This is a genomic window from Virgibacillus sp. AGTR (assembly GCF_016919725.2).
GTDB classification, from domain to species: Bacteria; Bacillota; Bacilli; order Bacillales; family Amphibacillaceae; genus Virgibacillus; species Virgibacillus salarius.
Map to the genome: position 1 here is coordinate 19,668 of NZ_JAJERH010000015.1, position 22,981 is coordinate 42,648.

Consider the following 22,981-nt stretch of genomic DNA (forward strand, 5'->3'; position numbering starts at 1 on the left):
TTTGAAATTTTTATAAGTTAATATTGCCGTTAATAATATACCGTTTTAAACAAAGAGTCAACAGATATTTTAAAGTTTTTTGATATTTTTGATTAGTGAATTTTCTTGTATACGCTTACAAACCTTTCACTTCTGTTTTCTCTGAAATGTTACAAAATGATTACATTCTAATATATTGCATAATACGCCTAAAAATTAACTTTTTATTTTCATAAATCTAAATTAATATATCAGAATGTATTAATTTGCCTTAAATTGCTTTTTTTCCAAATCTATATTAACTAATATATTGATAGGTTATTCACATTTTTACAGAACATCGAATGATTCATATTTGTAGAAGTTTTTTCCATGAGGAAGTCTCGAGGAAAGTGTGTAATATCGTATTCAGGTGATAGATCAAAAAGCTTGTAGAAAACTAAAGAGCATTCGATACGTTGGGTTATGACAGAATTTTTAGTTAAAATGAAGAGGGGGGAACGAACAATAATTGTTCCTATCATTGTTCGCTTTTTGCCTCTTAATTACGTTTGTCGAAGCCTCTTTCTGCTGTAAACTTTGTTAGATTTCAAAAAATCTATTGTTTGTCTATACAGGCAAGTGTTTACGCTAAGTCCTATCCACTTTATGCTTCATGTCTTGCTACTCCGTTAAATAGTCCGTTACGGCACCAAGCGAGGAGCAAGAGACATTATGTGCATATTTACCTAACACACCCTTTTTATACAATGGGGGTGCTAACCACTCTTTCTTTCTTGCCTCCAATTCGCTCTCTGTAACCTTAAATGAAATCTCCTTTTTCTCAGAATCTATTGTTACCATATCGCCCTCTGCTAAGAAGGCAATTGGCCCCCCATCTTGCGCTTCTGGTGCGATATGTCCTACCACTAGCCCATGTGTTCCTCCAGAAAATCTCCCATCTGTTAGTAAAGCTACCTTTTCGCCCAAACCTTTTCCTACTAAAATTGCAGAGATTGATAGCATTTCTGGCATGCCTGGGCCACCCTTTGGACCAACGTAACGAATAACAAGTACATCCCCTTCATTAATTTGATTACTCATTACCGCTGCTGTTGCTTCTTTTTCAGTATTAAATACTCTTGCAGGACCACTATGCCGCTTTACTTTCACACCAGATACCTTCGCAACACCACCGCGTGGAGCTAGATTACCTTTTAATACAATTAATGGACCATCTTCACGTTTTGGCTTATTAATAGACATAATAACATCCTGCCCTTCTGTTAATGAAGGTGTGTCAGCTAAATTCTCAGCAATCGTTTTTCCAGTTACTGTTAAGCAGTCTCCATGGAGATAACCAGCTTCATAAAGTAGCTTCATCACAGCCTGTACACCTCCTACCCGATGAAGATCCTGCATAACATATTTACCACTAGGCTTTAGATCTGCCAAATGAGGAGTTTTTTCTTGAATACGATTAAAATCATCAATTGTTAAATCTACTTCGATAGCATGTGCAATAGCTAATAGATGTAATATCGCATTTGTAGAACCTCCCAAAGCCATCACAACCGTTATAGCATTTTCAAATGCTTTTTTCGTCATAATATCCTTTGGAAATATTTCTTTTTCAAGCAAATGATAGACAGCTTTACCAGCTTCTTTGCAGTCTTTTGCTTTTTCGGCGGATTCGGCAGGATTAGACGAACTACCGGGCAAGCTCATACCAATAGCTTCCATTGCTGAAGCCATTGTATTTGCTGTATACATCCCTCCACACGCACCAGCTCCTGGGCAGGCATGACATTCAATGGAACGCAATTCCGTATCATCAATATCACCATTGTTATGCCTGCCAACACCTTCAAATACTGAAACGATATCAATATCTTTACCATTCACAGAACCGGGAGCAATGGTTCCACCATACACAAAAACTGCTGGTACTCCTGCATTTGCTATGGCAATCATACAACCCGGAATGTTCTTATCACAAGCTCCAATAGCAACCAATCCATCTAAATTCTCTGCGCCAACTACTGTTTCTATTGAATCACCAATCAAATCACGACTTGGCAATGAATATCTCATCCCTTGTGTCCCCATGGAGATTCCATCTGAAACCGTAATTGTATTAAAAATTAAAGGAACACCGCCTGCTTCACGTGCTCCTTTCTTGGCCTGTACAGCCAGATCATCTATATGTATGTTACACGGGGTGACCTCACTCCATGTACTGGCTACACCGATCATTGGCTTTTGAAAATCTTCATCTGATAATCCCACAGCCCTTAGCATAGCACGATTTGGAGCCTTCATTGCTCCCTCACTAAACACGTGGCTTTTAATGCGTAAATCTTTTTCCAATGGATTCCCCACCTTTCTTTCGAATTATTATATGACTAATTATCAAATAGTTCAATGAATTTTTTTAATTATGATGATTCAATGTCGTCATTCAAGTCGTTTTGTGAAAATCCGAAAAACCTGTATGCGAGTGATTATCACAACAGACGGATGCACATCAGTAACAGATTCTTTTTTCTTTTTGCGTACATGGGGATTTATTTTCGATCAGACATATTCTAGATAGGGGAGATAAGATTCTATTGCTTATGGTTGATTAAGTTGGTTGCAAATCTTTTATGTATGAAGCTCCTTTTATTTATAGTGGTTGGAGGACTTTTCTGGATATTATAATAAATGGTACTGCGCGTTGGAACGGACTATTTCTTTAATTGATCTAACAAGATCGGATTGAGATAGCTTTAATCTATCTAGGAATAATTAAAAAACCTCTTGAAACGATGAATCAAGAGGTTGTTCCTATTATTATGCATCATAGCTATCAGGATTAGAGCCGCTTCGTTCGTTTTTATTTAAACTACTTATTTGCTTCATTTCACCTTCCGTTAACGAAAAATCGAATATTGCCGCATTCTCAATAATTCGCTCTTCTTTTGTAGATTTAGGGATAGTTATAACATCGTTTTGAAGATCCCACCGTAAAATAATCTGAGCCGTACTCTTTCCATATTTTTCACCAATTTCTGTCAATGTCGCATCCTCTATTAGTCCACCTCTTTTTAATGGTGACCATGCTTCAAGTTGAATACTCTTGCTCTTACAGTAATGATGTAATTCTTGTTGTGTCAAGTGTGGATGATATTCCACCTGATCAATTACTGGCTTTACGGTACTTCCTCTCATCAAATCTTCCAAATGATGCTGATGAAAATTACTTACACCAATTGCACGAACCCTACCATCTTTGTAGAGCTTTTCCATTGCCCTCCATGTTTCTTTATATAATCCTTTCACTGGCCAATGAATGAGATACAGATCAAGGTATTCCAATCCTAATTTTTCCATACTATCTTCAAAAGCCTGCATTGTGCGCTCATAACCTTGTTGGTCATTCCAAACCTTTGTCGTAATAAATAGTTCTTTACGAGCTACTCCAGATTCTCTAATTGCTTCACCAACACCAGTCTCATTGTCATAAAACGAAGCTGTGTCTATACTTCTATAACCATGTTTTATTGCAATCTTAACAGCTTCTTTAACCGTTCGTCCATCTTGCACTTTATATACACCTAATCCAAACCCAGGCATTTCCACACCATTATTTAACGTTACTGTATCTTGTAAGTGCTTTATCATCATTATTCCCCCATCCTTTTACTCATCTATCATACCGTATACAATGGGATAAAGTGAAACTTCAATCCGTGGGGAGTTTGTTTATCCCACGAATTTGGTAAGTATCACAAAGGTATAACCTAAAGGCCCTAGAACCAATCGGACATTTACTGGCAGTTGATACCCACTCCCCAAAAATAAGTTCTCTTCATTGCTTGAAGTGGGGGCTAACTGCCAGTTATATACGGGATAAATAATTGGTAAAAAACGGAATTACATTTATCATTACAATCCATTTTCATCTAATAAAGTCGAATGATCTATCTGTTTTTTTATTACTTGTGCAACCTTATCTATTGCAGTATGCTCTGTATCTATATAAATTGAAAAATCATTCTCCTGAAAAGACTCTATACACTTTTTCGTTTGCCGAAAACACCAGTTACCTTCAGCCTCTCCTCTTTTTCTTAACCGATTAAAAATTGTTTCTTCTTTAGCTGTTAAACAAAAATGTATAGTCTGCTCGTCAATCATTTTAAATCCGTTAAAGATATATCGAAAATATTCAGGCTCTCTTATTGTCATTGGTACAACAAGCGTTTTCTGATAAGTAGCAACGAGTAGCTTAGCAGTTTCAACTGTTAACACCTTCCACAAATGAAATTCTTGAAAATCCCCCGTTGTAGATTCAACTTGCTTGATGTTTTGCGGAAGAATATTCCGCAGCATAAACCCGACTTCTTCGGGATCAAAAATCATACTATTGTCCATTATCTTAATTAGTTCATTTGCTACACACGTTTTTCCAACTCCAAATGCTCCATTTATCATTAGTATCATTTTAATAACCCTTCCAACAACTTATTTCCCAGTACGAGAGAGAGAGGTAAATCATGAAAATAGATAGTGTTTGTCCTTTCCCTACTAATAAATATAACATTTTCATAAAGTGAAACTTCAATCCGTGGGGAGTTTGTTTATCCCACGAATTGGTAGTACCACAAAGGTATAACCTAAAGGCCCTAGAACCAATCGGATATTTACTGGCAGTTGATCCCCACTCCCCAATAATAAGTTCTCTTTATTGCTTGAAGTGGGATCTTACTGCCAGTTATATGCGGGATAAATAATATTAAAGAGGCTTAGACAAAACAATGTAGAAACAGCAGAAAAACGAACGATAATTACTTAAAATTAATTATCGTTCGTTTTTAAAGCCTAGGGAATTATAAAATTTGAGTCTGTGGATAAATAGGTGCGTGTTGAGCTGCGTCCAGATCCAACGCCCAGAAACGAAGAACTTCACGAATCGTCCTATGATAAGTAATCATCAGCTGGCAAGCTCACGTGATTCCGATAATACTCCTATTGATAAAAAAGATTATTCGTATTTTGTAAAGTAGCTGTGTTTTGTCTCCGCCTCCGTCACTGTTTAATCGTGTTTTTCACTGTGAACTGTTCCCTCATGAATTGTTTCAGATTTAGCATGATCATGCACATCACAATAATATACAATGGTTTTCAACTTCTGATATATCTCACATGTCCGTTTGTGGCGCATAAAATTTTTCCAATACTTATATTCATGTGTACCTGTTTTTATGAATGACGTTTCCGTATGATATTCTTGCCAGTTATGTTCTGTATGTTTGTCAATTACATCAGGTGCAGCGTTTACCTCTGTCAATTGTACAAACAGCATTAGAAACATTATAAAACAAATGCCTATAGCCCTGTTCCTCATAACATTTCACCACTTTTGTTAGAATAATTTTCCTTTCTTTTTAAGATGGACATATACGGGAAATTTATACCCAATTAAAACCCAACGTACATCTCAACAGACATACGGAGAAATAAAAATTTATTAGGAGAACGTTGGAAGGGCTCTCCTATGAATAAAAATCATATTTATTGTATTACAATTGGTACAGGAATCGGTGGAGCTTATTACCATCACGAACTAATGGACGGATATTATCAACAAGCCAATTCAGTTGGCTATTTATTATATGATTCGGTCACGAAAACCAATTTTGAATAGAGGGCGGCTACTTCTGCGCTTCGTTCAATGATTAAACAAGTATTTGGAGAAGCAACTACACCAGAGAATATTTTTCAACGTGCAAAATCTGGAGAGCAAGCATGTATTTCTATGATCAATGATTGGACAAAGCAAATAGCTGCGGGTCTGGCACAAATAATTTTACTATTTGATCCTAAATGTTTACTTATAGGGGGCGGTTTATCACAGCAAGGTGACTACCTGCTTAATTACGTTAAAACTTCTTACCTTCTTGTTCGTCATAACGATAAGCGTTTAAGGTTATTATCTCCCTTTTTCAATTGCTAATGCAATTGCACCTTTAACCCCTTGTTCATCTTTTAATTTAGGTGAAGCTATAAATTGTTCGATATCACCAACGTCTATGTAATTATTCATAAGACTGATAAAAGCTTTACGAATTAGTTGATATAAACGTTCCTGCTTCATAACTCCTCCACCAATAATCACTCGTTGTGGGGAAAGTATTAAAGAATAATTCATAATTGCTTGAGCCAGATAACTGGCCTCTATTTCCCAGACATCTATACGATTTGAAAGCAAATGACCTTTTTGACCATACCTTTTTTCAATTGCTGGTCCCGACGCCAATCCTTCTAAACAGGCACCATGAGAAGGACAAACTCCCTGAAAGTCATCGTCTACATGTTTTTGTACCAGAATATGTCCCATTTCCGGATGGCTTTTCCCTTTATACGTTTTTCCATTATTTACGAAACCAGCACCTATCCCTGTCCCTACAGTAATATATAAACAGCTGCTCACGTCCTTTCCAGCCCCATACATATATTCACCTAATGCAGCTGCATTTACATCTGTATCCAGATGGACAGGAATCGAAAAGTGCTTTGTCAAATGCTCTAGTAGCTGAAATTCCTTCCACCTTAGTTTAGGCGTATTCAGTATCGTACCATAGGTAGAACTTGTTGTATCTAAATCGACTGGACCAAAGCTACCTACACCTAAAGAACTAATGTTGTAGGAAGAAAAAAAGTCATAAACATGCTGTAACGTTTCTTTCGGATCACTTGTAGGAAATGTTACTTTATCCAATACTTTTCCAGATTCATTTCCTACCGCACAGACAAACTTTGTCCCCCCTGCTTCAATCGCTCCAACCAACATAACCTCTCTCCCCCTTAACTGAATCAGTCTTATTACGTATGCGAAACGATTAACTGAGCATTTCCATTTAGTTTAACATTCTCTATTCCAAAAGGTATGATAAAGTGATCGCCTTTTACGATTTCAAATGAATTGTCATCAACAGTTAGCGTAGCAGTCCCACCAATCACACTACACTGAAGAAAGTCCTTATCCATTTGTTTAGTTACTTGCCCAACTAATTCCCAGTGATAAACAGTAAAGTACTGTTCACTAACTAGCTCTTTAATCGTCAGATCAGCTATTTTTTCTACCTGCTGTTTTAACTCAGGCTCATAATGAGGAACGGTCGTAACTTGTTTCGCTTGTGTAAGATGCAGTTCTCTTGTATTCCCGCTCTCATCTCTCCGATCATAATCGTACACGCGATATGTTATATCAGAGCTCTGTTGGGTTTCAAGAATCACAATTCCCTTACCAATCGCATGAATGGTTCCACTAGGTACATAGATAAAATCCCCTGCTGCTACTTTTTTGCTTTTTAAGAGACTATCCCATGCACCATTATCAACGCTAGCTTCAAAATCTTCTCTAGTGTCTGCATGGTGTCCTAAAATGATTTCAGAATTTGGCTCTGCCTGTAATACATACCAGCATTCCGTTTTACCATAAGGATGCGCTTCAACAGACCGTGCGTATGCATCATTAGGATGTACTTGAACAGATAAATCTTTCGCTGCGTCTAATATTTTTACCAATAGCGGATATGCTTCCTTATTCATAGGATCTTTATGAAATAACTCACCATGTTCTTGCCAAGCTTCCGCCAAAGTCTTTCCTTTTAAAGGACCATTCATAATTCTACTTGGTCCGTTAGGGTGAGCAGATATTCCCCAAGCCTCCCCTGTCTTATTGGTAGGGATATTATAGTTATATAGATCACGTAATTTTTCCCCACCCCAAATACGTTCCTGAAAAACAGGCTTTAAAAATAAGGGTTCTCTATATTGCACAATTATTCCTCCTAGAAGCTATTAATAGCTATCATTATAGCAAACTTAGAAGTAGCTTCGTTAATAATTTTCAATAGAATTTAATGAATAGTAAGAACGAGTTGTAACAGGTTACCCAAAACTGTGATTCAGCCTCCTAGTTGGCGAAAAACTCAGGTGTCCCACATATTCAAATTCATTCCTGTATCCTAACGAATAGTATGAGACACCCTTATAAAGTGAAACATCAATTAGTGGGGGTTTGTTTTTCCCCTACTAATTGTTAGTAACACAAAAGTATGACCTAAAAGCCTTGGAACTAATCGGACATTTGACTTGCAGTCGATCCCCTAAATGAGGGTCTTACTGCCAGTTAATTGAAGGATAAATACATACTTTATTGAATTTCATCTAGTAGCTGATATGCCTCTTCTTTATTTGCTACATCTAAAAGCTGTTTTCTGAATTGATCGTCCATAAGCTTACGTGAAAGCATTTGTAGTATTTTCAAATGTTCGTCTCCTGCATTCTTTTCAGGGACCGCAATCATAAAAATTATTTTTGCAGCAGTATGATCTAAACTATTCCAATCAACACCATCATGTTTCATTCCAAATGCTACAGCAGGTTTATTAACAGCTGAAGATTTTCCATGTGGGATCGCAATGTTCATTCCCATACCAGTTGTTCCTTCTTTCTCTCTAGCAATAACAGCCTGTCTATATATCTCTTTGTCGCTTAGAATACCAGCTCTATCCATTTTGTTAATCAATTCATCAATAACTTCATCTCTTGTTGCTCCTTTAAGGTCCGTATCCACTAGATCAACGGTTACAATATCGGTTAACTTACGTATATATAATTTTTTATCTTGTTCATTTCTAGTGTTCAGAGAACTTATTTGATCATTAACTGCTTCGGTTTGTTTGTTAGATTGGCTATCGAGTGTAGAACTAACTACATCCTTTTTTAGTAGATTAACTAAAATAGCTGTAACTAATGTACCAATAACGGCAGCTAAGAAGAACATTAGTACATTATCAACCGCCCCTAACACAGCTACAATCGGACCACCGTGGGCTACACGATCACCTACATTACCTAACATTGCTAGCATAGATCCTGTCATCGATCCGACCACGATACTAGGTATAACACGTAATGGATCTTGGGCAGCAAATGGTATAGCCCCCTCTGTTATACCGAATAATCCCATTGTAAAGCTTGCCTTTCCTGCTTGTTGCTCAGCAGGTTGATACTTTCTTTTATTAATAAAAGTAGCTAGTCCCATTCCAAGTGGTGGTATACAAATGGCTACCGCAATTGGTCCCATGATTTCATAATTTCCTTCTGCAATCATTGCAGAACCGAATAAAAATGCCACTTTATTAAAAGGTCCCCCCATATCAACTGCAATCATCGCACCAAGAATTAGCGCTAATAAAATGGAGCTGGCACCTTGCATGCCCTCAAGCCATGCTGTTAACGATTCAAACACCTGTGAAACCGGCGCACCAATGACATACACAAATAATAAGCCAACAATTAACGTTGCTAAAATTGGAATAAATATAATTGGCATAACAGGTTGAAGAGCTTGCGGCACTTTAATTTTTTTAATAGCTAGCGTAATATAACCAGCAAGAAAACCAGCGATGATCCCACCAATAAATCCAGCACCCGCTTCACTGCCATAAAAACTACCATTTGCAGCAATGAAACCTCCAATAATACCTGGTGCCAAGCCTGGACGATCTGCAATACTAACCGCAATAAAACCAGCTAATATCGGAACCATAAAACTAAAGGAGGCAGCACCAATATCTTCAATCTTTTTCCAGAATGAATCTTCTGGTATTACGATTCCTCCAGGTGTTTGTTCACCGCCAAGTGTTAAAGCAATAGCTATGAGTAATCCACCTACAACAATAAACGGAATCATGTAAGATACGCCACTCATTAAGTGCTTATAGATAGGATTCTCTTTTTCCTTTCGCTTCTTTTTAACGCCTTCAGCAGAAGCTAATTGTGCTTGATAAACGGAAACATCCCCTGTTTGAATTCGTTTAATTAATTGTTCCGGATTTCTAATACCTTCTTGTACTCCTGTTGCAATAAGCTTTTTACCAATAAATCTATCTTTGGAAACCTCCTTATCACTGGCGATGATAACTCCATCAGCCTCCTCAATATCTTTTTCGGTAAGTGCATTTTCTACACCAATGGACCCTTGAGTTTCAACTTTAATAGTAACACCGAGTGCTTCACCTGCTTTTTGTAAATTCTCAGCGGCCATATATGTATGGGCAATACCTACTGGACATGCAGTTACAGCAACTATCTTCATAATATATCCTCCTATATCTGAAAAGATTCGTAATCGCTTTCTTGAATATAGTATATATCAGATAAACAAAGGATAAATGTCTCTTTTCTTCCACAACTACGGTAAGATTGTATTTTATCCCACATATAGCTAGCAGTAAAACCCCCACTGATTGAAATTTCATTAGGGAGATCACCCTGATCTTTTACTGTTTAAAGTAGGCATAATAGCTTAACTAGATTACATCTAATTGTAACTTTTTATATTCGTGATAAAGGACTGCTTATCTGGTGCTTTCATTAATGCATTAAACGTAATCGGATCTTGAGAAATAGAAGATATTTGATTAATAATTGTTTTTATAGGATTGGATTTATCATTGGCTATAGCAAGCATAAAAACAATTGATACCCTTTCGCTTCCCCATTCTATTGGTGTATCAAGAACGGCCACCGCTATGGAGGTTTTTCGCACTAGACTAGGGTCTCCGTGTGGGATAGCCACACCACCCCCAATAGATGTAGCAGATTTTTTCTCACGTAATAGGGCATGATGAACATATTCTTGCTTAATATTACCTTTAGCTAATAATTGGTTGCCAAGCATTTCTACAACTTGGTAACGATGCTCTGCTTTAACATTTATGAATAAGAGTTCTTCACTCATTAAATCGGCTAGAAAAGAACCTGACGAATTCGAACTATCACTTATCGTACCTTGTTTAAAGAATTGAGCCAATTTATCTTGATCCTCCTGTTCAAGTAAAGGAGAAATAATAATGGTTGGAATACTACTATTACTTAGTGCTGTCGTAGAAATAATCAAGTTAACCTCATGATGCTGAATGAAACGAGGTACTTCTGATTTACCTATTGCACCAACGATTTGAATATCCTTATATTGTTGTTCTATTTTCACTTGCAACAAATGAGACATTCCTACACCCATATGACATACAATTAATACCTTCGGAACCTTCCTCCTCTTCTTTTGGATTCTTTCAAGCGAAGCTTGGAAATGAAGAACAAGGTAAGCAACTTCATCTTCTGGAAGATTCACATAAAATTGTCTCTTTACATTTTCTATTGCTAACGTCACCATACTAAACATATATGGATACATCTTTTTAATATTACCTAACAAAGGATTTGTGATTGGAAATCCATATTTAAGTCGATGAATGACTGCATCTAAATGAATAGCTAAGCCATTCAATAATTGCTCATCTTCTTCAAAGGATATCATCGTTAACCGTTTAATCTTACTGGTTATTGCAGAAGCTACCTGTACAGTTTTCGGATGCTGTTTATTCAAAGGAGTTGATTGATCTTCCCTTTTTTTACAACTACGTACATGCCATGTAAAGTAAATAATTTCTGCTTTAGAAATAGATATACAAAACTTCAATTCCAATTCTTCTAAAAACTTTTCAGAAGCTTTATATTCTCTTGTTTTAAAAAATGCTTCGTCAGGAGTATTTGAAATAACGATAGATGCATGTTGTTTTGTTCGTTTCACCAATATAAGTGCATGCATCAAAAGACCGTCCAACGCACTATCTGCAAAAGGGATGCCACTTGATAGCCTCATATTGTCCAACGCATTATTTATAGTAGAAATTTCAAATGGTAAAAATAAATCAAATAGGTAATTTCTTGTGTTATCAACGATAAATTCTTGTAAATGTGCTAAAGCAATACGTTTATTAATCTCTTCACCTTCTATAATATGCCCTAGTTTCTGCCTAGAAGTTAATAAGAGATCAAAGTTCTTTATCCACTCAGCTATTCGTTTCATGTCAGCTTTAATAGCTGCTTTATGAATGTGATGTTCATCTGCCAATGTTTGTAATGTAACTGGTCGTTTACTCTCCAATAAGCGATAGGCAATTTTCATTGCTCGCTCATCTTCAGATATTGTCTCCGCAAATAGTTCCTGGAATAATTTTTTTCGTTCGACATTATTTATGTCTAGATAGACGCCTGTACCAGGCTTACGAACTATTGAGGCGGATGAGAAAGTCCTTACATAATCTTCAATCTGTTTAAGATCATTACGCACTGTCTTCTCTGAACATTGAACATGTGTTGCAAGATCCTGTATAAGAAATGGCTTACTATCATTTGATAATAATATCTCAATTAGCTCTCTCTGTCTGTTATTCATTGCAGCACCAACTTCTTACAAAGCTTGTCCGTTAACCAAAACAAACTGGAGAAGCTTTGTTGTATTTTACTGATTTGCTAGAAATTTGATACGATCTTTATTCGTAGCAAAACAGCTATATACAACTAGAATAGCAAAAGGAAGGACTTTTTTCCTTATTCACATCGTTCTTACTTTTTTAACGTAAGGCAGACATGAATGAATCAAAGGTCGATGCCTTGATTAATTGGTGTATCATTGTTTCCGAGTTTACCATTCTCCCCAACAGATCATACATATGTTGCAAGTCTTCCTGACTATCTTTCTTGACATTTAAAAGGCAGACAAATTGGACAGGTTTATTTCCCCAGGTAATTGCTTTTTTCAAAGTACAAACAGTTAAGAACGTTTTATTTGTTTGTGGAGTTATCGGATGTGGAATGGCTACTAGGTTGCCGAACGAAGTAGGAGCTATTGCTTCTCTGTCATATAGATTATCTAGATAGCTCTTATTTACATATCCTAACTGAAGTAGCTTTTGATGTAAAAAATGCAATACTTCCTTCTTTGTTTCAAAATCTTTCTGTAAGAATATGAGATTTTCTTGAAAATAACCAGATATATTTCGTTGATTACCAATGAATTGCCCAATTTTTTTCATATCATTATTTCCAAGAATAGCATTTACTTCGATAACTGGAACTGATAAATTCTCTATAATAGGAACTGAACTAATAATCAAGTCAACGTTGTTTAAATTATAAGCTTTTAATTTATACAATTCTGTAATACCTACTACATCAAGACTCTGTCTGAATTGTGTTTTTACTCGATAGTAGATCAATTGTGCAGTCCCAAACCCAGAAGCACAGACAATTAAACATCGTTTAGGTCCGGAATTTAAGTTCCTTCTTTCGATAGCTGCACCAATATGCAAGGCAATATAGCCAATTTCATTTTCATCAATTTTGGTATCTGTTATTTTTTCAATCATTAAACCACCAAGAATAGCCGTTTCAAATGCTAATGGATACTTCTTTTTAATGTCCTCCAATAATGGATTTCTAATATTCATACCATATTTATAGCGATTAATTGCAGGTTTTAAATGCAAGCTTAGTGCAATAATTAGTTCCTTATCATGCTCAATACCTAAGCGATACTCTTCCTCAATTTTAGCTAACATTTTTTTACTAATAGCCAGAATAGTATCGTCAATCATTTGTTCGTTAAGCACGTCTACTTTTGTAGGCTGCGAAAGCATTTTCGTTCCCAATAAATGAATAGCAATATAAGCGGTCTCCTCCTTTGGGAAAACAACGTTAAAATGTTCTTCTACATCCTTTACAATTTTTAAAGCTACTTGATATTCACTCTGCTTTTCTATTTGGCTACGTTCACTTGGTTGTAAATTAACATGATTTCCACTACGAATTCTTTTGTAAGCGATCGCAATATGAATGAGAAGGTTATTAATAGCAATATCTGACATACTAATTTGATGTTGACTAATTTGCTGCATAATAATTGCTGATATGGCATGGAAATCTGTTGGCATCAAACTAGAAGATAAGCCTTTCATCCCATTTTCGGTACAATCACTACTTCGATCAACAACATATTCTGCCATACAAAAACGTAATTTAAGCTCGTCTCCTCTAAGCTCAAGTCCGTAATTAGGTCTGGAATGTAATTGAATAGAGTAATGATTTAAGATGGACTTTACCTGTTTTAAATCATTTTGAACAGTCGATTTACTCACGTACAATTCGTCAGCCAATTGCTCGATCTTTACATAATCATCACTAACTAATAGCTTTCGAATAATATAAGCTTCTCTTTCTTCAGGCGATTGAGGTTGTAGATAATCCTTTGACAATTCTGGATATGCAATATGGTGAAGAAATTGGCGAAATTTCTTTTCCTGAAAAACAACCAATTTATAACCTTTTCCCATAAGGGTTTGGATTTGTGCACCATGATTCATAACCAACGCATCTAGCTTTTTTATATCCTCCCTCGTTGTTCTAGATGTAACGTTATTTATATCAGCCAAAAATTCACCTGTAACAGGTGCATCTATAGTCATTAACTTTTTTAAAATTACTCTCATTCTCGAGGTAAGCATACCCATTTGCTCCTTACTCGGATCGATGTAATAAAGTGAAACCTCAATCAGTGGGAGTTTTGTTTATCCCCCACAGGATGGTTAGTACCACAAGGGTATGACCTAAAGTCCTCTAAACCAATCGGACATTACTGGCAGTCGCTCCCCACTTATCCATATTGGTTTCACTTTTTCACTTGAAGTTTGGGGCTTACTGCCAGTTATATGAGGGATAAAGGGCGTTCTGACTCGTTCAAAATCAAAACTCCTTAATCGATATTTTCATTAAAATCATTATCGGATAGCTAGCAGCTTTGCTGTCTAAAAACCATTATTTTCTGCTACATGCTTTATCCAATGCGCACTTTTCTTCGGTGTTCGTTTCATTGTCTTTAGGTCTACAGCAAAAAAACCATAGCGATTTTTATAAGCATTCATCCACGACCAATTATCCATGAAAGCCCATAAATGATAGCCTTTTACATTACAATTTTCTTGTATAGCCTGATGCACCCATTTCAAATGCTCTTTTATAAATTCTATTCGATAATCATCCTGAATTTCTCCATTTCTTAGAAATCGTTCTTCATTCTGAACTCCCATGCCATTTTCCGAAATAAAAGATTCAATATTTCCATAGTTATCTTTTAAATTTTTCAAAATATCATAGATTCCTTTTTCATATATCTCCCACCCACGATACTTATTCATTTTTCTACCTGGCATTTCATAGCTATCAAAATACATATCGGGCATAAACGGAGCATACGGGTTTGGTAAATACTCTTTTGCTTTCACACGACGAGGCTGATAATAATTCACACCGAGAATATCAACCTTGTTCTCCCTTAATAATTCTTTATCTCCGACTTCTGTATTCGGTAATAGTCCATGTTCATTTAAAATCTCTATTAGCTCGCTCGGATACTCCCCAAGGACCGCCGGATCCAAGAAGCTACGATTGAAAAATAAGTCTGCTATTCTAGAAGCTCTTAAATCAGCTGGATTATTACTTCTAGGATAGGACGGTGTTAGATTTAAAATGATTCCAATTTTACTTCCATTGTCATTGTATGTACGAAATGCTTCTACTGCCTTTGCATGTGCAATCATTGTGTGATAAGCAACTTGAGTGGCCTTTTTAGCATCAACGATATTCGGATAATGAAAATCATACAAGTATCCACCTTCAACTGGAACAATTGGTTCATTAAATGTAAACCATTTTGTCACACGGTCGCCGAATAATTGAAAACAAGTCTTCGCATAGTCTACATATTTCTCAACTACTTCTCTACTTTCCCATCCGCCTTGCTGTTGCAGATCAAAAGGCATATCAAAGTGAAACAGATTTACAAACGGCTCAATGTCTTGAGCAATCAATTCATCAATTACATGATTGTAAAAGTCTGCCGCTTTTTGGTTTACTTCACCATAAGGCATAAACCTTGACCATGATATAGATAAACGAAAGGTATTATGACCAATTTCTTTCATTAATTTTATATCTTCTTTATATGTGTGATAAAAATTAGAGGTAGTATCAGGGCCAACTTCATCAAAAAATCGGTTTGGCTCCTTCTCATACCAATGATCCCAGATGTTTTTCGCTTTACCATCTTCTTTCGCAGCACCTTCTATTTGTGTTGCTGACGTTGCACTTCCCCACCAAAAATCTTCAGGAAACTGAAAGTTGATTGTCACCGCTAGTTCCTCCTCTTAACTTACTATTTATTTCTGTATATTTCGATAATCTCTATCGCAAGGTCCCTTACTGTCATTGATGTCATTAAATGATCTTGTGAATGAATAAGCATGACATTAATAACATTTTCTTCACCCTTTGCTTCCTGTTGTAATAGCTGGGTTTGGTATTCATGCGCCTTTCCTAGTTCTTCTCCAGCCTGTTCAACTAGTTCATCGGCTAATGTAAAATTACCGATCTTTGCCTCTTGAATGGCTTCCATTACGTTTGATTTTCCATTACCGGCGTGCAATATTATTTGAAATGCAATATTTGTTGTTTGATCCACGCTTTTCACCTCTTAAGACTGCTTAAAATACTGTTATTATGATTAGCTTTTCTTTACCTTCGTTTCTTTTTCATAGTAACTCTTGTCCATAATCTTTAAGAATGGCCACCAAATCGCAATTACTATAACTAAATTTACTGCCTGTAGTACCCCTCCTTGCCATGCATTACCTGTTGCTAAAAATCCATTTAAAATAACTGGTGTTGTCCATGGGACAATTACCCCAGCAGGTGGCGGAACTAATCCAGTCGACATAGCAAAATATGTAATAATGGTAACTACAACTGGAGCAACAAGCCATGGAATAATAATTAATGGATTCATGATAATCGGTAAGCCAAAGATAATAGGCTCGTTTACATTAAATACCCCGGCAGGTGCACCAAGCTTACCTAATTCCTTCAATTGTCTACTTCTACCAATTAGAAATATTAGAATGATAACAGCTAACGTCATGCCTGATCCTCCCATACCAACAAGGAAAGAGTCGACAAATTGCTTCGTCACAATGTTTGGTAATTCAGTTCCCGCCTGAAACGCTGATAAATTTTGATCATTTAATGCATACCAGATTGGATCAAATACTGAATTCACAATGATTTGGCCATGTAATCCAAAGAACCAGAAAACCTGAATCAACAGTACCGCAACAATAGTTGCTGGCAATCCACTACCAAGTTCAGTTAATGGTTGTTGGATTATAGTATAAATAAAATTCTGTACTGTCTCAAAATTGGTGTAACTAAATAGAATGCGGACTATTAAAAAAATCGATAATGTTAGGGTAATCGGAATTAATGCACTAAATGATTTTGACACTGCCCCCGGAACCCCAGCTGGCATTTTAATTGTCCAATCTTTTTGTACGAAGAAACGATATAACTCAGCTGAAATAAATGCAGTAAAGATACCAAGAAACATTCCTTGGGCTCCTAGACTTGCTGTAGGAATAACTCCAGATACTCCTTCTAATACCTGTGGCGTTAATATCAAGAAAGCTGCTAGTGCAACTACACCGCCATAAATAGCCTCCCCTTCGTAATGCTCTGTTAACTTATAACCAATCCCAACGATTACAAATAATCCCATTATGCTTAAGGTGGCAGCTGAAGCTGGTCCTAATGCATTTTGGTATGCCTTATAGGCTTCCTCACTAATCATACTATCGAGGAAGGGAAAATTTGCAATAACAACAAATATAGAACCAAAAATAATAAGTGGTAACGCAACCATAAATCCGTCACGTAAAGCGGATAAGTAACGGTTATTGTTTAACTTATCAGCAATCGGTAATAAGAAGTTCTCCAACATTTCCATAAACTTCCCATTCATCTAAATCTCCTCCTTTAACTATTTTCATTAAGCAATTCCAATGCCTTATTTAACACTGCTTCTCCGTCGATTCTTCCATAAGCAATTGGATCAATTACATCAATCGGTACATTCCATTCACTCGCCGCTTTAGAAAGTTTCTTTTTTAAAAAACGCATTTGTGGACCGATAAGTAGTACATCCGCTTTTTCCATTTCCTGCGTTATCTTATCTTGTGCCACAGCCCATATCTGAACCTCCATTTCCGTTTCAGATGCTATTTCTTCCATTTTTGCTACTAATAAACTCGTAGACATACCAGCTGAACATGCTAGAACAATATTTTTCATGGAAAATCCCTCCTACGTTGATGTTTGTTAACTTATCTATAAGTTTATACGAATACAAACAGCAACTACACCTATACTTTTTCCGTCATGAAACGGAAATAATTAAGCGCTTACATGTGATTGCATAGCACCTCACCAGCTGTTTACCTCCCTTAATATAAGGATAACCTCCGTGTTTTCACGAATTTTGGAACGATATTACGTTATGAAATGGTTTTATGGACGTCTTGATCGCTTAAGAAGAGAACTAGAACGAAAAGGAAAAAGCGGTGCTTAAACATGGGTGATTATGATCGCATGGAACATTGAATACACGTAAAAAAGGGGGGGAGCGATTCAAAGACTCATCCGAGCCAATGAAAATGTTAATTTCAATAGTGTTGCAGAGGAAGCAGGTGCAGCAAAAGCAACATTGTACAACAATCCTGAAATTCGTGAGAAAATTGGATTATTAAGGAAGCGGAACTCGCAAATGCCAACACCAAACAATTAAAACGAGTAATGAATGGAAGCAATAAAAATGCCATTATAGATTCACTAAACGGAAAATCGAGAAACTAGAAGATGATAACCAACAACTACAAAAGCAGTTAAATGTAGCTTATGGGAAGGTGTAAGTTCTACTTTTTTAAAACTATTTAGGTTGAAGTAACGATACCAACAAAACATTCTCATACTATTTCGCAAACAGGCCAGATTGTAAATGATAGACATATTGAATACTGGATAAATTAATTTAATGCTAAGATCAATTTAAGCCCAAGATTATAGTGAGTGACTTTCTGATTGGGTAGGTACAAATAACAAAAACACTAAAACATATTTAAACCGCTTAGGTAAATAGGATTATTTAGATGTCTTTTAATGGTACCTATTACTAACGGATTAATTCGACGTAGTTGGCTAGTAAAATGTCACCCTTTGCTAGTTACAATGCTAGATTGAATAGGTATTATAATATCTGTCCCGTTAACTAGGCAGAACACAATCACAAGCAAAACTAGTGAATGTTTAGATAGCTAAAGGAGGACCCATTATGAAGTCTTATACTCGTATTAAAATCCCGGCAGGATTTTGGGCAGGCATACATCAATTAGGGATTGCCCCCCACGACGTGGCTCGAAAAGCACGACTACCGCTCACCATTATTACTGACCCAGTTGTCACTACCGATCAATATTTCGCGATTTGGCAGGCTTATTCGGATCTCATTGATGACACTGCCAAAGGAATTATCAAGCTTATGACCGTCTTTGAAACAGCGCATTATCCACCCACAGTATTAGCGACTTACCATGCTCGTGACTACCGTGACGCTCTAAAACGAATGGCACGGTACAAACAGATGTGTCCCCCTGAAAGCTTACATATCACCGAGGGAGGTGAGAAATGTACAATTGAACTAGATTGGTTGTATACCGAGCAACCAGGTCCACCGATGCTAGTTGGAATCACTCTGGCATTTCTTTTGGAGCTTGGACGTCGGGGCACAGGCCAACCGTTGATGGCGAAATTTGTCGAATTTACGCACTCAATGGGCGACCTACAGGCACTTGAAGCTTACTTCGGCTGCCATATCCGGATTGGTGCAAATTGTAACAGGTTGACGCTACATCGAAGAGATCTAGACCTCCCTTTTGTCTCGTACAACGAAGAGTTGCTGGAGATTCTGACACCCGTATTAGACAAATCGTTGGATGAGCAGCAACGCAGTCGCTCAATCACCGAAATGGTCAAGTGGATTATGAAACGTAACCTAACAGGAGGGCGCCCTGACATTCAGACTGTCGCAAGCGAGTTTGGGATGAGCGATCGTACCTTGCAGCGACGTCTTACTGACGAAGGCACGAACTTCAAGCATCTTTTGACACAAGTCCGACATGAGTTAGCTCGAGAGTACCTCGCAGATCCCTCGTTCGATATTAAAGAAGTAGCCTTCATGATTGGATATGAAGACCAGAACTCGTTTTACCGCGCCTTCCGCATTTGGGAAGGTGATACTCCCTTAAATTGGCGTACTGAACAATTAGGTACAAACTCAAGAAATTAACTTTGTCTTAAAAGTAAATTTTTTAACACTATATTAAAAAAGAATAACCTAATTATTACCCCAAAGTGTAGAAGCGCGTTTATTTTAACTTATTATCATAAAAGATAAATGAAATGGAGAAATGTATTATGGATATGGGATTAAACAATAAAACAGCTTTAGTTACAGGATCAACGAAAGGTATAGGTAAAGCAATTGCCATTGAACTTGCCAAAGAAGGTGTCAATGTGCTAATTAATGGACGAAATTATGAAGAGGTAGAACGAATCGTAAATGAAATTAAATCGAATTTCCCGGCTACCTCTCCTCAAAATGCTACAGCCGATATTGTCGATATTCTACAAAGAGAAGCCTTATTTAAAAAATACCCCACTATTGATATTTTAGTTAACAATATGGGTATTTATGAGATTATGCAATATGAGGACATTGACGATGAAGCATGGGAAAAATACTTCCGTACTAATGTTCTTGCTGCAAATGGATTATCTAAGTTTTATTTACCTAAAATGTTAAAAAACGATTATGGTCGCATTATTTTTATTGCCAGTGAAGAAGCAATTATGCCTTCAGGACAAATGCCTCAGTATTGTATGACAAAATCCATGCTATTATCATTGTCAAAAAGCTTATCTAAATTAACAGTAGGAGCAGAAGTTACAGTTAATACAATCATGCCAGGACCAACACTCTCTGAAAATGTTCATCAAATAATTGAGGGTATATACTCTCATGCTGATATGACTTTTTCAGAAAAAGAGAAAGAATTTATGACTACAAACCTACCTCAATCTGAAATACAACGATTTATCAAGCCAATTGAAATAGGTAGATTAACTACATTTTTGTGTAGTCCTTATGCATCCGCATTTAAAGGTTCTCCAATCCGCATGGATGGGGGAATGGTACCGACTATTTTTTAGTATTTTTCTATTTCAAATATTGTATATAAGTTTAACAAAACGTAAAAGAATAGGATGCTCTAATACTATAGAAGGGCGCGATTGAAACAAAAGGAGGCTGAGGCCGCGACCGCGGAAAGCAAGTATATTTTCACGGTGCGGCGATGATACTCCTATTGATAACATGATTATTCGTATGTTGAGTAAAGAAGTTGTGTTTCGTCCCAGCCTCCTTATTTTATAAATTTTTCAATTTAGGTTTTGATAATCGTGGAACTGTTGAGACAGCTATTTCGATCGAATGGTTCCTAATTTTGGGCTAATTATCTCATTAGTGCTGTTCGATGATCATTTAAGAAAAACATTGATTTTTGCATTCCTAAGCTCGGAATTATCGAAGAAACAGCGTCATATGCGTTCACTAATCCATAACCATATCCATTATTCGGTGAATTTGGAAATTCGTTATCAGTTAATGGTGTGGCAGTAGCTAGTAGAGCTTCTTCTATTTCATTAACAGTTAAGCTACTATCAGCTTGTTTCATCAAAGCCACAACTGCTGAAACAGCAGGACCTGCCATTGATGTACCATTCCACCCGCCTTCATAACCATTGCCTGGAACACTAGAACGAATATTTACACCTGGTGCTGAAATATCGGGCATCATAAGGGGACGGACCTTGTAATGAAAAGCTTCCTAGCGAATCATTAGAATCGGTTGCACCAGTAGCAAATGACTCTGGATAGTTTGCTGGTACCGCAATCGACTCTGGACCACCTGGATTATAGATCGACGTATTCCCTGCAGAGAATTCCGGGAATATTTCTGCTGCTCTCCAATTTCTTACAACGTCTCGATACCATTCATTAAGACCCGGACCACCTCCCCACGAATTATTTACAACATCGGGCGCCATATCAACGCGTGAATTTCCTTGTGCATCTGTAGGAGCTAAAACCCACTCCGCTGCTTCGAGAAGATCAGTATCGGTACCTCCACTTGCTGAAAAGGCTTTTACAGCGATCCAATTTGCTCCTGGAGCAACACCTACTTGGTTTGAGCCATCTGGCTCACTACCTACCATTGTTCCAGTAACGTGTGTGCCATGACCTTGATCATCATAAGGAGCCGATTCCCCTGCTGTCGCATCAAACCAATTAAAATCATGATTCACTTCTCCGGAAGTATTATCATAGCCTCGATATTTTTCTTGTAGCGCTGGATGATCCCATTGAACACCTGTATCTATACTAGCAACGGTTACACCTGATCCATCAAATCCCATATCCCATACTGTGGGGGCTCCAACACGTTCAACATTCCATTCGACATTCGCGATTTTTGAAGCAGGTGCTTCTGCATCTTTTGTAATTGTAGTAAACAATTGTCTTCTTTCATTTGGCAGTATCTTTTCTACCTCCGTAAAAGCTGCAAGCTTATTGGCAACTTTCTTCGTTGCTGTGACAGCCATTCCGTTTACAATATGATACGACTTAAATGTGTCTACATTTCCTTTTTCGACTTCTGCTTCAAGGAACTTCCTAACTTTCTGTTGAGAATTTAAGGATGTTTCCTTTAATTCTGTTAAAACGGCAGTTCGTTGGGTTAATTCAGCCTTCTTTGCAGATAACTGCGCTTTCTGACTAGAGGCTTTCGCCCGTTCAGCTATTTTCATAGTATCTGCTTTTTCTTTAAATTTGACTAGGAAGGTTAACTTATCATCGCCCTTAAACTCTTTAATCAACCGCTTACTGACTTTTTCTTTTACCATTTGGTTCGACATACCGTTCGACTCTGCATTCGTTACTCCAGGTACAATTAATGAAAATGTCAATAGTACTGTTGCGGCAAAGCTAAATGCTGTTCTCATTTGACGTCTACGTTTAGCTTTCATGACCATTCCTCCCATCAATTTTTGACACATTTCCAATGCAGATAAGAATCAAATCCATATAGAACACTTTGCCTCCTTTCTTCACTCATTTCGTTCT

Annotated in this window: 17 protein-coding genes and 2 pseudogenes; 5 read left to right on the plus strand and 14 right to left on the minus strand. The window is 37.0% G+C overall.

The window, feature by feature from the left end; translation table 11 throughout:
• Positions 1-642: 642 nt before the first annotated feature.
• The 4 genes from ilvD to JUJ52_RS08130 form a co-directional block, all read right to left on the minus strand.
• Positions 643-2,328, minus strand: a complete 1,686-nt coding sequence (gene ilvD, locus JUJ52_RS08115; RefSeq protein WP_121605772.1) for a dihydroxy-acid dehydratase — start codon at positions 2,326-2,328, stop codon at positions 643-645.
• 465 nt (positions 2,329-2,793) lie between these two features.
• A complete protein-coding gene (locus JUJ52_RS08120) occupies positions 2,794-3,624 on the minus strand; it encodes an aldo/keto reductase (RefSeq protein ID WP_121605773.1) in 831 nt (276 codons plus the stop codon).
• Positions 3,625-3,888: 264 nt separating this feature from the next.
• Entirely contained in the window at positions 3,889-4,443 is a 555-nt protein-coding gene (locus JUJ52_RS08125; RefSeq protein ID WP_121605774.1) for an AAA family ATPase, read from the minus strand.
• Positions 4,444-5,035: 592 nt separating this feature from the next.
• On the minus strand, positions 5,036-5,347 hold the full coding sequence (locus JUJ52_RS08130) for a hypothetical protein (RefSeq protein WP_051388436.1): 312 nt from the start codon (positions 5,345-5,347) through the stop codon (positions 5,036-5,038).
• Between the two features lie 150 nt (positions 5,348-5,497).
• On the opposite strand from JUJ52_RS08130, the gene JUJ52_RS08135 reads away from it, so the two are divergent.
• Positions 5,498-5,647, plus strand: a complete 150-nt coding sequence (locus tag JUJ52_RS08135; RefSeq protein ID WP_161629287.1) for a hypothetical protein — start codon at positions 5,498-5,500, stop codon at positions 5,645-5,647.
• Positions 5,648-5,662: 15 nt separating this feature from the next.
• Positions 5,663-5,956: pseudogene (locus tag JUJ52_RS08140) on the plus strand (ROK family protein); the annotation flags it as partial.
• On the opposite strand, the gene JUJ52_RS08145 reads toward JUJ52_RS08140, so the two are convergent.
• From JUJ52_RS08145 to JUJ52_RS08185, 9 genes are all read right to left on the minus strand, one after another.
• Positions 5,933-6,793, minus strand: a complete 861-nt coding sequence (locus JUJ52_RS08145) for an ROK family protein (RefSeq protein WP_228088853.1) — start codon at positions 6,791-6,793, stop codon at positions 5,933-5,935. The pseudogene JUJ52_RS08140 and the gene JUJ52_RS08145 overlap by 24 nt on opposite strands.
• Before the next feature lie 32 nt (positions 6,794-6,825).
• Positions 6,826-7,785, minus strand: a complete 960-nt coding sequence (gene manA, locus JUJ52_RS08150; RefSeq protein WP_034679528.1) for a mannose-6-phosphate isomerase, class I — start codon at positions 7,783-7,785, stop codon at positions 6,826-6,828.
• A gap of 376 nt (positions 7,786-8,161) precedes the next feature.
• Positions 8,162-10,111 (minus strand): PTS fructose transporter subunit IIABC, encoded by a 1,950-nt coding sequence (locus tag JUJ52_RS08155; RefSeq protein WP_205388869.1) that lies wholly within the window; start codon positions 10,109-10,111, stop codon positions 8,162-8,164.
• Between the two features lie 225 nt (positions 10,112-10,336).
• Entirely contained in the window at positions 10,337-12,256 is a 1,920-nt protein-coding gene (locus tag JUJ52_RS08160; protein ID WP_121603722.1) for a BglG family transcription antiterminator, read from the minus strand.
• Positions 12,257-12,434: 178 nt separating this feature from the next.
• Positions 12,435-14,363 carry a BglG family transcription antiterminator gene (locus JUJ52_RS08165; RefSeq protein ID WP_026682573.1) on the minus strand — a complete coding sequence of 643 codons (1,929 nt, stop codon included), beginning with the start codon at positions 14,361-14,363 and terminating at the stop codon, positions 12,435-12,437.
• A 300-nt stretch (positions 14,364-14,663) separates the two neighbouring features.
• Positions 14,664-16,046, minus strand: a complete 1,383-nt coding sequence (locus JUJ52_RS08170) for a glycoside hydrolase family 1 protein (protein WP_205388870.1) — start codon at positions 16,044-16,046, stop codon at positions 14,664-14,666.
• Positions 16,047-16,069: 23 nt separating this feature from the next.
• Positions 16,070-16,375, minus strand: coding sequence for a PTS sugar transporter subunit IIA (locus JUJ52_RS08175; RefSeq protein ID WP_026682575.1), 306 nt, complete (start codon positions 16,373-16,375; stop codon positions 16,070-16,072).
• Positions 16,376-16,417: 42 nt separating this feature from the next.
• The gene (celB, locus tag JUJ52_RS08180; protein WP_166530222.1) at positions 16,418-17,707 is read right to left on the minus strand and encodes a PTS cellobiose transporter subunit IIC; all 1,290 of its coding nucleotides are present in this window, start codon (positions 17,705-17,707) and stop codon (positions 16,418-16,420) included.
• A 14-nt stretch (positions 17,708-17,721) separates the two neighbouring features.
• Positions 17,722-18,036: a PTS sugar transporter subunit IIB gene (locus JUJ52_RS08185; RefSeq protein ID WP_026682577.1), complete on the minus strand. Its 315-nt coding sequence runs from the start codon at positions 18,034-18,036 to the stop codon at positions 17,722-17,724.
• A 346-nt stretch (positions 18,037-18,382) separates the two neighbouring features.
• Here JUJ52_RS08185 and JUJ52_RS23575 point away from each other — a divergent pair, with 346 nt between their 5' ends.
• The 3 genes from JUJ52_RS23575 to JUJ52_RS08200 all read left to right on the plus strand — a co-directional run bounded on the left by JUJ52_RS23575 (position 18,383) and on the right by JUJ52_RS08200 (position 21,009).
• On the plus strand, positions 18,383-18,529 hold the full coding sequence (locus JUJ52_RS23575; protein WP_308036018.1) for a hypothetical protein: 147 nt from the start codon (positions 18,383-18,385) through the stop codon (positions 18,527-18,529).
• A gap of 543 nt (positions 18,530-19,072) precedes the next feature.
• Positions 19,073-20,086 (plus strand): AraC family transcriptional regulator, encoded by a 1,014-nt coding sequence (locus JUJ52_RS08195; RefSeq protein WP_166530221.1) that lies wholly within the window; start codon positions 19,073-19,075, stop codon positions 20,084-20,086.
• Positions 20,087-20,214: 128 nt separating this feature from the next.
• The gene (locus JUJ52_RS08200) at positions 20,215-21,009 is read left to right on the plus strand and encodes an SDR family NAD(P)-dependent oxidoreductase (RefSeq protein ID WP_026682579.1); all 795 of its coding nucleotides are present in this window, start codon (positions 20,215-20,217) and stop codon (positions 21,007-21,009) included.
• Positions 21,010-21,365: 356 nt separating this feature from the next.
• Here JUJ52_RS08200 and JUJ52_RS08205 read toward each other — a convergent pair.
• Positions 21,366-22,884, minus strand: a pseudogene (locus tag JUJ52_RS08205) (S8 family serine peptidase); the annotation flags it as partial.
• Positions 22,885-22,981: the final 97 nt, after the last annotated feature.

Bases quoted from the DNA above. Each gene is read 5' to 3' on its own strand.
- JUJ52_RS08155 (WP_205388869.1), bottom strand. From the start codon at position 10,111: ATGAAGATAGTTGCTGTAACTGCATGTCCAGTAGGTATTGCCCATACA.
- JUJ52_RS08145 (WP_228088853.1), bottom strand. From the start codon at position 6,793: ATGTTGGTTGGAGCGATTGAAGCAGGGGGGACAAAGTTTGTCTGTGCG.
- JUJ52_RS08200 (WP_026682579.1), top strand. From the start codon at position 20,215: ATGGATATGGGATTAAACAATAAAACAGCTTTAGTTACAGGATCAACG.
- JUJ52_RS08130 (WP_051388436.1), bottom strand. From the start codon at position 5,347: ATGAGGAACAGGGCTATAGGCATTTGTTTTATAATGTTTCTAATGCTG.
- JUJ52_RS08165 (WP_026682573.1), bottom strand. From the start codon at position 14,363: ATGCTTACCTCGAGAATGAGAGTAATTTTAAAAAAGTTAATGACTATA.
- JUJ52_RS08125 (WP_121605774.1), bottom strand. From the start codon at position 4,443: ATGATACTAATGATAAATGGAGCATTTGGAGTTGGAAAAACGTGTGTA.
- JUJ52_RS08120 (WP_121605773.1), bottom strand. From the start codon at position 3,624: ATGATAAAGCACTTACAAGATACAGTAACGTTAAATAATGGTGTGGAA.
- JUJ52_RS08135 (WP_161629287.1), top strand. From the start codon at position 5,498: ATGAATAAAAATCATATTTATTGTATTACAATTGGTACAGGAATCGGT.
- JUJ52_RS08160 (WP_121603722.1), bottom strand. From the start codon at position 12,256: ATGAATAACAGACAGAGAGAGCTAATTGAGATATTATTATCAAATGAT.
- celB (WP_166530222.1), bottom strand. From the start codon at position 17,707: ATGAATGGGAAGTTTATGGAAATGTTGGAGAACTTCTTATTACCGATT.
- JUJ52_RS08185 (WP_026682577.1), bottom strand. From the start codon at position 18,036: ATGAAAAATATTGTTCTAGCATGTTCAGCTGGTATGTCTACGAGTTTA.
- JUJ52_RS08195 (WP_166530221.1), top strand. From the start codon at position 19,073: ATGAAGTCTTATACTCGTATTAAAATCCCGGCAGGATTTTGGGCAGGC.